The following is an 11,976-nucleotide window of genomic DNA, read 5'->3' as shown; positions in this document are numbered from 1 at the left end:
CTTTATTATATAGAGCAGGTACCCCAGGAAAAGTTAACACCCGATTTTCTGCAGGCTATTTCAAAACGGGCATCAGTTTTTGCTTCGCGGGGAATGTCCTGAATAACGTCATCATATTTTTCAAACAGCAAGTCAAAAAAACCATCATACAGCCATTGTCTTTTTATCTTCTCAGGCACATAGCTAAGCGCATCACATTCCTCAAGTGCCAGAGCCCGATAGAATTCATCGGTCTTAATCCTTTCAGGTACATACTGCAAATTCCCATAATGAAATTTCGTGCATGCCTGCACACACAAATCGGGTGTTAACTTTTCCTGGGGTACCTGCTCTATATAATAAGGATTTTCTTTAATTTTCAGAAGGTAATCTTCAGAATCAAGCTGATCAGGGTCAGCATCGGGCGGTAGCTTCCCGAAGTATTTGATAAATGCTTTATAGTCGCTGACCGGCAATGGTTTCTGCTTGTCCATGCACACGGCAAACCTCTTCAGGAACTCTTTTAATTCATGACCAAGATTGCCTTGTGGTAAGTCATGTGTGGAAGCGGGGTAAGCTTGTACAGAAGACCATTCCATAGGGGATTGTGTAACAGCAGAAGGATCAGACATATTTCTGACGGGTAAGCCGTCTTGTTCACGCCCCTGCGAAACTTCTTTAACAAGGTATTTGCCCCAGGATTGAGCTGTTGGGTAGCCGGAGTGATCCTTTTGGAAGGGAGGAACCTCCTGGGCATCTTGCGGATTTTGACCAACAGGAGGAAAAGATGGGCTCCCTGAAAGATTCATTTTGCTGAACTCCCTGTTAGAAATAGCTATAAATGAATGATTATTTTTGAAATGTTCATAATCTTACGGATTTGATTATAAAATCAGTGAAAAGTTCCAGACGTCCATCCTAATCCGTGCAGGTAAGTGGCAAAGTTGCCCTCGGGGCTCAGCCTTGCAAGCGATTTTTGTCCATCAGCTCGTTTGAGTCTTGTTTCCTCGCACAGCCTTTCGTGGGGCAGCATTAGTGCAGAAAAGGGACTTTTGCCGCATTACTATGAACAGCAGGTATTGAATGACTTTTTGAAATTTGCTCAAGGAGTACCCCTCCCCGACCTAAAATATCAATTATCAAAAGATCACAAATGAAAGCACAAAAAGGCATTTTATTAGAAAATTACTGCGAGATAAGGAAATACTTAGTATATATAAAAGTATGGTCGTATATTTAACAATCTTCCCCAAAATAAACATAACCACTTGTTTTTATTATAATAATAAAGCAGCAAAGTAATATTCTTCAGTGTGAACGCTTTTCTCAGCCCGAATAAAAGACACCACTATTCACGAAATAAATAACAAAAATAAAAATAACAGGATTGTCACAAATGTTCACAAATCACAGAATGCAGTCACCGGGTCGGCAAGACTCCAACAATGAAGACTGATCATCAAACCACACTGATGACGTCGCAAAATGGAAGGACTGATCATGTCAAACTACCTGAACGATATTGACGCAATTGCTTCACTCAAAGCTACTCAGGGCTCTTCCTGGGAAGCGATCAATCCTGAATACGCTGCTCGCATGAAAGCGCAGAACCGTTTCAAGACCGGTCTGGATATTGCCCGCTACACCGCCAGGATCATGCGTGAAGACATGGCGGCTTACGACGCTGACACAGCTAAGTACACCCAGTCTCTGGGCTGCTGGCATGGATTCATCGGTCAGCAGAAAATGATCTCCATCAAAAAACATTTCAACAACACGGATCGTCGCTACCTTTACCTGTCTGGGTGGATGGTTGCTGCACTGCGCTCTGAGTTTGGTCCTCTGCCTGACCAGTCCATGCATGAGAAAACGTCTGTAGCCGGCCTGATTGAAGAACTATACACATTCCTGCGTCAGGCTGACGCCCGTGAACTGGGTGGCCTGTTCCGTGAACTGGACTCTGCCCGCAAGACTGGCGATACCGCTAAAGAAGCAGACCTTCAGAGCCAGATCGACAACCATCAGACACACATTGTGCCTATCATTGCCGACATCGACGCTGGTTTCGGTAACGAAGAAGCCACTTACCTGCTGGCCAAGAAAATGATTGAAGCCGGTGCCTGCTGTATCCAGATTGAAAACCAGGTTTCCGATGAGAAGCAATGTGGTCACCAGGACGGTAAGGTAACCGTTCCTCACGAAGACTTCCTGGCCAAAATCCGCGCGGTTCGCTACGCCTTCCTGGAGCTGGGTGTAGATGACGGGGTAATTGTTGCCCGTACTGACTCCCTGGGTGCTGGCTTGACCAAACAGCTGGCGGTAACCAATCAACCGGGTGACCTGGGTGACCAGTACAACAGCTTCCTGGATGTTGAAGAAGTGACTCCAGAGAACATGAACAACGGTGACGTGATCATTAACCGTAACGGCAAGCTGGTTCGTCCCAAGCGTCTGCCCAGCAACCTGTTCCAGTTCCGTCAGGGCACCGGTGTTGAGCGTGTAGTTCTGGATTGCATCACTTCCCTGCAGAACGGCGCCGACTTGCTGTGGATTGAAACCGAAAAACCTCACGTTGGCCAGATCGCCGAGATGGTTAACAAGATTCGTGAAACCTGCCCTAACGCCAAGCTGGTTTACAACAATTCACCGTCCTTCAACTGGACTCTGAATTTCCGCCAGCAGGTATTCGATGCCTGGAGCGAACAAGGTAAAGACGTTTCTGCCTACGACCGTGCTCAACTGATGAGTGCAGAGTACGACGCAACTGAACTGGCCCAGGCGGCTGATGAGAAGATCCGTACCTTCCAGGCTGACGCTGCCCGTGAAGCAGGTATCTTCCACCACCTGATTACTCTGCCAACTTACCACACCGCCGCGCTGTCCACTGACAATCTGGCTAAAGAGTACTTTGGTGATCAGGGCATGCTGGGGTATGTAGCTAACGTTCAGCGCAAAGAAATTCGTCAGGGTATTGCCTGTGTTAAACATCAGAACATGGCTGGCTCAGACATGGGTGATGACCACAAAGAATACTTCTCTGGTGATGCTGCACTGAAAGCGGCCGGTGAAGACAATACCATGAATCAGTTTGGCTAAAGAATTCGCCTCCCCCGCGTGAATTTCACGCACCCAGTCAGGGCAGCTTCTCGCTGCCCTGACTCATTCTGACCAAGCAAAGCCCCGATTCATTGAGTAGACTTAGGATCAGCTGATCCCGGGCAATGTCCGTAGACACGGGACATTGAAATCAAACCTTAACACAACCTACCAAACTTTTACTCACAATACCCCTTTAAAAAAGAGAATTTATTCATTATTAAGAATAAATTTTCATTATCTCCCATTTCAAAGCTATCCACGACAATCTTTATACATATACAGAGAGACAGATATGACAGTACGTAAAAGCCGAAAATCGAAAAGTTTTGCTAACGGAAAACATACTATTCATGTAGTTAATTACCCTTTTCACTTAAAATCACATACTATACGTGATCGGAATTCATACCCGAGTACCTCTCAGGGATGAAGTTCGGATTGAGCCGGATTAGGGAGGCCCAGGCCATGAAAAACAGGGTCAAAAAAACACAGTGTTCTGACAAGCATCGTCTCCCGTAAAGAAAGACAGCTTTGAGCCATCGTCTTGCTCTGTACTGATGCGATGAAAAACGACGGTGAAGGCACAACTACTGGTCGGCAGCCCACGTCTGCCAGAACATTTTATAGCGACACTTGATAGCTACACTAGGTGACCGATATGCGGATAGGGATCCCTGGAGAGATTCAGGAAAACGAAAACCGGGTAGCCGCTACGCCTGATACGATAGGCAAGCTGCAAAAGCTCGGTTATGACGTCATCATTGAGAGTGGAGCTGGTATTAAAGCCAGCTTTGATGATGCAGCTTTTATAGAGGCTGGCGCTCAAATTGCAGAACGCTCAGAAGTCTGGGGTTCCGATATCGTCCTGAAAGTCAATGCACCTACAGACGACGAAATATCTCTATTAAAAGACGGCGCCACCTTGGCCAGCTTTATCTGGCCCGGTCAAAATGAAGAGCTTATGAACAAGCTCAGTGAGCGCAACATCAACGTGCTGGCTTTAGACAGCGTACCCCGGCTGTCCCGCTCCCAATCACTGGACGCCCTCAGCTCTATGGCTAATATTGGTGGCTATCGGGCTGTTGTCGAAGCTTCACATCACTTTGGCCGCTTCTTTAATGGCCAGATTACTGCTGCTGGTAAAATCCCACCTGCCAAAGTTATGGTTATTGGTGCCGGTGTTGCCGGTCTGGCCGCCCTGGGTGCTGCTGGCAGCATGGGAGCTATTGTCCGCGCTTTCGATACCCGTCCTGAAGTTAAGGAGCAGGTAGAAAGCATGGGGGCTGAATTCTTGGAGCTCGATTACGAAGAAGAACAGGACTCTTCCGACGGCTACGCCAAAGAGATGAGTCAGGCCTTTATTGACGCCGAGATGGCTCTGTTCATGGAACAGGCCAAAGAGGTCGACATCATTATCACCACCGCCCTGATTCCGGGTCGCCCGGCACCCAAGCTGATTCTGGAAGAGATGGTTAAAGCCATGAAGCCGGGCAGTGTTATTGTCGATCTGGCCGCACAGACCGGTGGTAACTGTGAGTGCACAGAAAAAGACAAGGTTGTGATCAGGCACGGTGTCACTGTCATCGGTTATACCGATCTACCCAGTCGGCTACCGACCCAGTCATCCCAGTTATACGGCACCAACCTGGTAAATATGCTGAAACTGATGACACCTGAGAAAGACGGCAACCTGGTCATCGACTTTGAGGACGAAGTAGTCCGTGGTCTCACCGTCGTGAAAGAGGGCAGTATCACCTGGCCTCCACCGCCTGTTAAAGTCAGTGCTGCTCAGGTAGCCAAACCGGCTCCAAAAGTTGATGAAGTCAAGAAAGATAAGCCTTCGCGCCCTTGGTTAAAGCCTGCCCTGATCGCTGCAGGTGCGGCCATCTTCGGATGGGTTGCCCATTCAGCTCCGGCCAGTTTTCTCGAGCACTTCACCGTATTTGTTCTGTCGTCCATCATTGGCTACTACGTCATCTGGAATGTTACTTCCGCCCTGCATACACCTCTGATGAGTGTGACCAACGCCATCAGCGGCATCATCGTTATTGGTGCCCTGATGCAAATGGGGAGTGACAACAATATTATTCTGGCTCTGTCGGGCATCGCCCTGTTGGTGGCGATGATCAATATTGTCGGTGGTTTCGCTGTGACCCAGCGGATGCTCAAGATGTTCATCAGAGATAATTAATCGCAGCGGGAGTTACAGGAATGTCACAAGGATTATTATCGTCCGCCTACCTGATAGCAGCACTGCTGTTTGTCATGAGTCTGGCAGGCCTCAGTCGTCAGGAGTCAGCCAAGAGCGGCAGTCTCTATGGCATGATCGGTATGGTCATCGCCGTGCTGGCCACTTTGGGATATGCGCACCTCGAAGGCTTCACTTATATCACCATTATGATGATTGTGGGCACAGCCACAGGTCTGTTCCTGGCCAGGAAAGTGGAAATGACCGAAATGCCACAGCTGGTTGCCATCCTCAATGGTTTTGGTGGTCTGGCGGCGGTATTGATCGGCTTTTCAAGCGCCATTGAATCTTCAGAATCAATGGCCAGGGCGGCTGCCAATCTGGTGTCGCCTGCTGATCAGCTGATTCACAGCATTGAAATTTTCATTGGCATTATCATTGGTGCAATCACCTTCAGCGGTTCGGTTGTTGCCTGCCTGAAACTGAATGGCAACATCAACAGCCGTCCAGTATCACTGCCCGGCGGCCACTGGACTAACCTGGGCCTGATTGTTCTGGCCATTCTTATGGGGGTCATATACGTACAGCAGGACAGTATTCTGGCACTCATTGTCATGACAGGTTTGGCCTTTGTTTTTGGTATCACTCTGGTTATGGGTATCGGTGGTGCAGATATGCCGGTAGTGGTTTCCATGCTGAATGCCTACTCAGGCCTGGCCGCTGCGGCTACTGGCTTCATGCTGGGAAACAATCTGCTGATCATCACAGGTGCCATGGTAGGCTCGTCAGGTGCCATACTCTCCTACCTGATGTGTGCTGCCATGAACAGATCCTTTATATCCGTTATTCTTGGTGGTTTTGGCACCGAAGGCGGCTCTGTAGCAGAAGGTGAGGAGCAAGGTGAATACACTGAGGTCAATGTGGAAGAAGTCGCTGAAATGCTGAAAAATGCTTCCAGTGTGATTATCACTCCCGGATACGGTATGGCCGTCGCCCAAGCTCAGCATCCCCTGAGAGAACTGGTCAATAAGTTGTTGGCTCAGAACACCAGGGTGCGCTTTGGCATTCACCCGGTTGCGGGTCGTCTGCCAGGCCATATGAACGTTTTGCTGGCTGAAGCAAAAGTGCCTTACGATATCGTTGAAGAGATGGATGAGATCAACGACGATTTTACCGAAACCGATGTCGTTCTGGTGATTGGTGCCAACGATACCGTAAACCCGGCAGCGGCAGAAGATCCAGGCAGTCCGATTGCGGGTATGCCGGTACTTCGTGTCTGGGAAGCAGAAAGGGTAGTGGTATTCAAACGATCCATGGCTACAGGCTATGCTGGCGTCCAGAACCCTCTTTTCTTTAAAGACAACTCTCGTATGCTTTTCGGAGACGCCCACGGCACCGTCGAAGGTATTCTTAAACAGTTCTGACATGAATACCCGGATAAAAGTCTTACTTCTATCCGGGTAAAGCAGTTGCTAGAAATTTGCTTCATGCAAGAAAGAGTATATTAAGCCTCATCACCTTGACGCTGCTGATTTTCTGGTACCGGATTTTCCGGTGCTGGGTTTTCAGGTACTGGATTCTCTGGCGATGGGTTTTCAGCTACTGGATTCTCTGGCGATGAGTTTTCAACTACTGGATTCTCTGGCGATGGGTTTTCAGGTACTGAGCCTCCCTCAGGTACTGGGTTTTCAGACACCGACAGCTTGCAGGCACCCGACAGCAAAACCGTGCTTTTTTCAGTTGATGAGCATTCTGGTAGCGGGCTTAAAGGTAGTGGCGACAGAACTATAGTGAGTCTGCTACTCTCCGCGAAGGGCACTGCATTAAAATAAGTAGGTGACCAGTTACTTTGAGGGTCTGTCACCACCGGACCGTATTCCCTGCCATCTACAGACAATGAAATCTGGTATGACTGCTCATCGGGATAATAAAATTTACCACCCGCAAATACGGTAAAAGTATAAGTAGGCCTATACACATCCGGACTGTCCAGAGACCAGCCTACACTTCCTTGAGGGTACTTGGCATCAGTCGGATGAGTATCATCATTCACATTCTGGAGACTGATATTGGTATTAATGGGAACGTAAACACCGGACTTTTCAACAGCATCCAGTGTGACCGACAAGCCACTCACCTTCCTGAAGTGCGTCAAAGCACTATATTCAAAGCCATCGGCCTTGGCACTGAAGCCGTAACCGATCCCCACCGTTTCGTCTCTGAATACCACATCTGCTGCGGACGCGAAACTGGAAAGAAATATACTAACGGGTAAAACCAGTAAAACTTTCATAACTAAAAAAAGCCTCTTCTGATGTTATAACCCTGAAAAATCATCAAGACGCATTAACCAGCATTAGGTTCGCTTCAACAATAACACCAATACCGGAGTCACCGTTTATTGATCTGTACAAAAATAAACGAACGTCACATGTCCACTTCTCGCCGACTCATTTGCGACCAACAACTAATTACGTCTAGTTACGTCGGCCGAAATGCAGCAGAACAAGAAGCTCGACCTTTAATGAAGTTTCCGGACTAAACCACCGCTCAATTATAGATACTCATTTCTATAACTGCTTTTTTTTACCGTGAAAAAAAATTTACACCGCCATTTTTTGTTCTCAAGGGCATGACTTTCCTGATATCGGAATATCCGTTCTGATCCGGCGAGCCTGCTGTTTCAATTGGTGACACTCTTCATCCTTAAGAAGCTGTCACAAAGCTGCTGCACTTCTCAGATAGAGCGTTCAACAGTGAGTGCCTGATAATCAGAGGCCGCGAATATTTTCAGCTTCCAGCTCAGCAAAGTATTTCAGGGTCTTCACCCGCAATTCCATGGTGGCTTCTTCATCACAGACGATCATGGCTTTCGGGTGCATCTGCATGGCAGAAATAGTCCACAGATGGTTCACGGAACCTTCGACCGCAGCATGGAGGGCATAAGCCTTATCTGCACCGGTGACCAGAATCATGACTTCACGGGCATCCATCAATGTGCCCACGCCAATGGTCAGGGCCAGTTCGGGTACCTGATCGATGTCGTTTTCGAAGAAACGGGAATTGGCCTGACGGGTCTTGTCAGTCAGGGTCTTGATGCGGGTGCGTGAAGACAGGGAAGAACCTGGCTCGTTAAAGGCAATATGGCCATCGTGACCGACTCCACCCATGAACAGATCAATGCCACCACAAGATTTGATCTTGTCCTCATAGCGCTGACATTCAGCTTCCAGGTCTGCAGGATTGCCGTTGAGCAGATTGATGTTTTCTTGGGGGATGTCAACATGCTCAAAGAAATTCTTGAACATGAAGGTGCGGTAAGATTCCGGATGATTGGCGGGGATACCCACGTATTCATCCATGTTAAAGGTCACTACATGCTTAAAGCTCACTTCGCCGGCACGGTTCATCTCAATCAGGTTCTTGTAGGTAGCCAAAGGTGTGCTGCCTGTTGGCAGACCCAGAACAAAAGGCTTCTCTGCCGTTGGCTTGAATTCGTTGATCCGTCTGGCAATGTGCCTGGCGGCCCATTTGCCCACGTCGGGTTTAGCGGATAGAGGAATTAAGCGCATAGTTTATCCTTCTGGTTGCAGACTTTCAGAATTCTGTTTAGCCGGACGATGAACATTTGTCACCCTTTTTTCGGCGTGATGTAACCGGTCACATTATCACCCCTGCACATACCGGCCTATCTCACAGATCAATGTTTCGTGAAAAAGAGACGAATTTCTCTTATTCTCTACTATCCGCTCCTCTTTCTGGTTAATCCAAAATACATGCGCATTCTTCACACGTCTGACTGGCATCTTGGTCAACACTTTATGGGCAAGAGCCGAGAGCCTGAACATCAGGCATTTATCCGCTGGTTGCTAAAAACCGTCGACGAGAATTCTGTGGATGCCATTATTATCGCCGGTGATATTTTTGATACCGGAACACCTCCCAGCTATGCACGAACGCTCTACAACCGCTTCATTGTAGACCAGAAACCAAAGAGAACTCAGAGTAACTGCCGGGTAGATGGATACTATTGACAGAGGAAGGAACTTGGGTTTATAGATCACAGGAAAGGTTATCATTAAACCTGAATTTGCATCAGCCACCCTGGTTGACTGGGTCATTCTTCCTGTTAATGGAAATTCCATGAATAAAATCTTTATGAGAATTCTATTGTTTGCTCTCGTTCTGGCCGGAGCCACTGTCTTGTATCTAAAGTTTAAACCGGTTGAAAAGCCTGTCAGTCCCGCTCCGGAGCTGACCCAACTGTTGGAAAGAGCCCAGCTTCAGTCGGAAGAAATGGCCATGCCAAAAGCAGAGCCCACTAATCTGGCAGACTGGCAGATGCTGATGCAGCAGATAGCTGACGACAACGGCTTACGGATTGGTGTCAGAGAGGGCAATGCCCAGCAGGCTGAAATCTACATCAGGAAAGGCTCGGTGGCGTCCTTTGTGAACGGGTTTGCGGATATGTACGCCAGAGGACTCAGCGTTCAGAGCATACGATTGCTGGAGACCGGAGAGCCAGGGCAGGTTAAGGCTGAAACAGTGAAGCTGCTGTTGAGTCCTTAGCTCTCACCGTACAGTTTTCACTGAGCTGAACCTGGTGACTGATCTGATGCAATCATTGCAGCACCTCCCAGTCATCTAATACTGAGTTCTTCTGGCCGTCGAAAGAGATAACGCTATCTTTCAAGAGTTCTTTCGGATCTTTTAGTGGATCTTCCTGATAAGACCTGATGAACAGTGCCGGTTTCCCTTGAGAAGTAAAGACCAATGTCGTCTACTTGGCCACAGCATAACGCTTGTCCAGAGTACTGTATCCCAACCCAGTCTCTTTCCTCACTTCAATACGCGTAGGAATCCTTTCTTTCAGTGATTCAATATGTGAGATAACGCCTACCATCTTTCCTGAAGCGTTCAGGTTGTCCAGGGCATCCAGCGCTACTTCCAGTGTCTCCTGATCCAGTGTGCCGAAGCCTTCGTCCAGAAAGAGCGAATCAATACTGGTTTTGTGACTGACCAGATCAGACAAGGCCAGTGCCAGTGCCAGACTGACCAGAAAGCTCTCTCCTCCTGAGAGGGTTTTGATATCCCGGGCAGTATCACCCTGCCAGGTATCAATGACTTCCATGCTGAGAGCTTCGCCTGCTTTTCTGTTTAGCTGGTAACGACCATGCAGCCTTTGTAACTGCTGGTTGGCGAGGTAAATGAGGTGGTCGAGGGTCAGTCCCTGGGCAAACTTACGAAACTTGTCGCCTTTTGCCGAACCAATCAGGCTGTTGAGATGTTCCCAGACGGCAAACTGCTGTTTCTGGCGGCTAATTTCATCTACCCAGCCAGACAACTGCTGACGCTTTTTCTGATCTTCAGTGAGTGCCTGTCGGATTTCACCCAGTCGCTGATTGTTCAGGCTCAGCTCTGCGGTCTGTTGTTTCAGGCAAGTCAGAATCTCTTCAGAGGCCTGTTCAGTCAGAGCTTCCTGCAATAGCTTTTCCAACGAGGCAGCCGCGAGTTTGCAACGTTCGGTACTGCGCGCAATGGCCTTGTCCAGAGTGTTTTTCAGTGCTTCCAGTTCTGTACGTTGTTCAGGAGCAAGCAGGGACTGCTCAAACTGTTCGCTGGAATCAAAAGGACTGTCTTCCAGAGTGCTCTGCCAGTGTGCCTCTTTTCCCTCCAGTTCTGACTGATGAGTTGTTTGGTCATTAAGGTGTTGTCGGATAGAGCCGGACAGTTCGCTGACAGCGCGCAACGCTGTCTGCAACCCTTTATCTGCGCTACTAACGCTTTGTTCAGCGGTGACTATAGCCTGTTCGATCCTGCTGCGTTCCTCGCTGACCTTCAGTTCGCCAAACAGTGTGAATCTCATGTCTTTGCGATCAGCCTGCTCTCTTTCGATCTGTTCCAGTTGCCGGTTTAATTGATCAGCCTGTTGTCGGGACTGAAGCAGATTCTGCTCAAGCATCTGTATTTCATGATTAAGCGTTTGCAGTGCCTGTTGTTGCTCCAGACTCTGCTGATGGCATGTTTGCCAGCGATCTTTCAACGCTTTTTGTTCAATGAGCCAACCGTCCTGGTTTTCAAGTGCCGGAAGCGCGGTTTCAAGAGAGTGATGAAGGGCGAGCTCCAACTGGCTCAGTTCTTGTTCCTGCCCTGAGAGCTGCTGAGTCATTGTTCCGACTTGTGCCGAAGCCTGACTCAGCTGTTGTTGCAACAGAGCCAATTGAGACTGTTTCTGATCAAGCTGCTGCTGTTCCCGAGTTGCCGTCTGTTGGGCGCTTTGCAGTTGCTGGTTGATCGTATCCAGCTGTTTGACTCGCTCATTAATGGCTGACAGCTGCTCTCTGGTGTTGTTTAGCCAGGTGTGAACCTGTTCAGTGTCAGAGATATTCAGCTGAATCTGAAATGACTGACAAAGCTTCTGCCACTCTTTCTGCGTTGATGCCTGCCAATCCTGTAATTCCAGAATGCGCTTTTCTGATGTGGTGCACAGCGTTTTGAGTTCTGTTTCCAGCTGCTTTTTCCGGGTTCCCTGCTGCTCCAGTTCTGCCACAAGCTGCTTCTTTTCTTCCTGTCGATAAAAAGTGGAATCGACGTCTACCTGTTGATAACTCTGTACAGCAGGGTGTGTTTTTGAGCCACAGAGTGGACAGGCTTCGCCATCTCTCAGTTGATTACGATGCTCACTAAGGCTGGCAATCGTTTTCTCTTGA

9 protein-coding genes are annotated in these 11,976 nt (G+C 48.4%); 5 read left to right on the top strand and 4 right to left on the bottom strand.

Translation table 11 applies throughout. The features are described 5' to 3' along the window. Positions 1 to 5 precede the first annotated feature (5 nt). On the bottom strand, positions 6 to 788 hold the full coding sequence (locus KDK16_RS03475) for a hypothetical protein (RefSeq protein ID WP_257274698.1): 783 nt from the start codon (positions 786 to 788) through the stop codon (positions 6 to 8). A gap of 691 nt (positions 789 to 1,479) precedes the next feature. On the opposite strand from KDK16_RS03475, the gene KDK16_RS03470 reads away from it, so the two are divergent. The 3 genes from KDK16_RS03470 (at position 1,480) to pntB (ending at position 6,690) form a co-directional block, all read left to right on the top strand. Then, entirely contained in the window at positions 1,480 to 3,075 is a 1,596-nt protein-coding gene (locus KDK16_RS03470; RefSeq protein ID WP_257274697.1) for an isocitrate lyase, read from the top strand. A 661-nt stretch (positions 3,076 to 3,736) separates the two neighbouring features. Continuing rightward, on the top strand, positions 3,737 to 5,269 hold the full coding sequence (locus KDK16_RS03465; protein ID WP_257254250.1) for a Re/Si-specific NAD(P)(+) transhydrogenase subunit alpha: 1,533 nt from the start codon (positions 3,737 to 3,739) through the stop codon (positions 5,267 to 5,269). A gap of 20 nt (positions 5,270 to 5,289) precedes the next feature. After that, on the top strand, positions 5,290 to 6,690 hold the full coding sequence (gene pntB / locus KDK16_RS03460; protein WP_257254249.1) for a Re/Si-specific NAD(P)(+) transhydrogenase subunit beta: 1,401 nt from the start codon (positions 5,290 to 5,292) through the stop codon (positions 6,688 to 6,690). Positions 6,691 to 6,770: 80 nt separating this feature from the next. Here the strand turns inward: pntB and KDK16_RS03455 are convergent, their stop codons facing one another. Together KDK16_RS03455 and nagB are read right to left on the bottom strand one after the other, a co-directional pair. Continuing rightward, positions 6,771 to 7,559 carry a hypothetical protein gene (locus KDK16_RS03455; protein ID WP_257254248.1) on the bottom strand — a complete coding sequence of 263 codons (789 nt, stop codon included), beginning with the start codon at positions 7,557 to 7,559 and terminating at the stop codon, positions 6,771 to 6,773. 478 nt (positions 7,560 to 8,037) lie between these two features. Continuing rightward, complete coding sequence (nagB, locus tag KDK16_RS03450; protein WP_257254246.1) at positions 8,038 to 8,838, bottom strand: glucosamine-6-phosphate deaminase; 801 nt, start codon at positions 8,836 to 8,838, stop codon at positions 8,038 to 8,040. Positions 8,839 to 8,976: 138 nt separating this feature from the next. On the opposite strand from nagB, the gene sbcD reads away from it, so the two are divergent. After that, a complete protein-coding gene (sbcD, locus tag KDK16_RS03445) occupies positions 8,977 to 9,300 on the top strand; it encodes an exonuclease subunit SbcD (RefSeq protein ID WP_373690908.1) in 324 nt (107 codons plus the stop codon). A gap of 109 nt (positions 9,301 to 9,409) precedes the next feature. Further along, a complete protein-coding gene (locus KDK16_RS03440) occupies positions 9,410 to 9,835 on the top strand; it encodes a hypothetical protein (protein ID WP_257254243.1) in 426 nt (141 codons plus the stop codon). 211 nt (positions 9,836 to 10,046) lie between these two features. On the opposite strand, the gene KDK16_RS03435 is transcribed toward KDK16_RS03440, so the two are convergent. Continuing rightward, positions 10,047 to 11,976: SbcC/MukB-like Walker B domain-containing protein (locus KDK16_RS03435; protein WP_306670708.1), on the bottom strand; the 1,930-nt coding region annotated here is incomplete at its 5' end.

This window comes from Endozoicomonas sp. SESOKO4, assembly GCF_024606275.1.
Note: the sequence above shows the minus strand (reverse complement) of the source record. Positions and strands in the feature narration are given on the sequence as shown.

Coding starts and splice junctions, on each gene's coding strand:
- KDK16_RS03475 (WP_257274698.1), bottom strand. CDS start 788: ATGAATCTTTCAGGGAGCCCATCTTTTCCTCCTGTTGGTCAAAATCCG.
- KDK16_RS03470 (WP_257274697.1), top strand. CDS start 1,480: ATGTCAAACTACCTGAACGATATTGACGCAATTGCTTCACTCAAAGCT.
- KDK16_RS03465 (WP_257254250.1), top strand. CDS start 3,737: ATGCGGATAGGGATCCCTGGAGAGATTCAGGAAAACGAAAACCGGGTA.
- pntB (WP_257254249.1), top strand. CDS start 5,290: ATGTCACAAGGATTATTATCGTCCGCCTACCTGATAGCAGCACTGCTG.
- KDK16_RS03455 (WP_257254248.1), bottom strand. CDS start 7,559: ATGAAAGTTTTACTGGTTTTACCCGTTAGTATATTTCTTTCCAGTTTC.
- nagB (WP_257254246.1), bottom strand. CDS start 8,838: ATGCGCTTAATTCCTCTATCCGCTAAACCCGACGTGGGCAAATGGGCC.
- KDK16_RS03440 (WP_257254243.1), top strand. CDS start 9,410: ATGAATAAAATCTTTATGAGAATTCTATTGTTTGCTCTCGTTCTGGCC.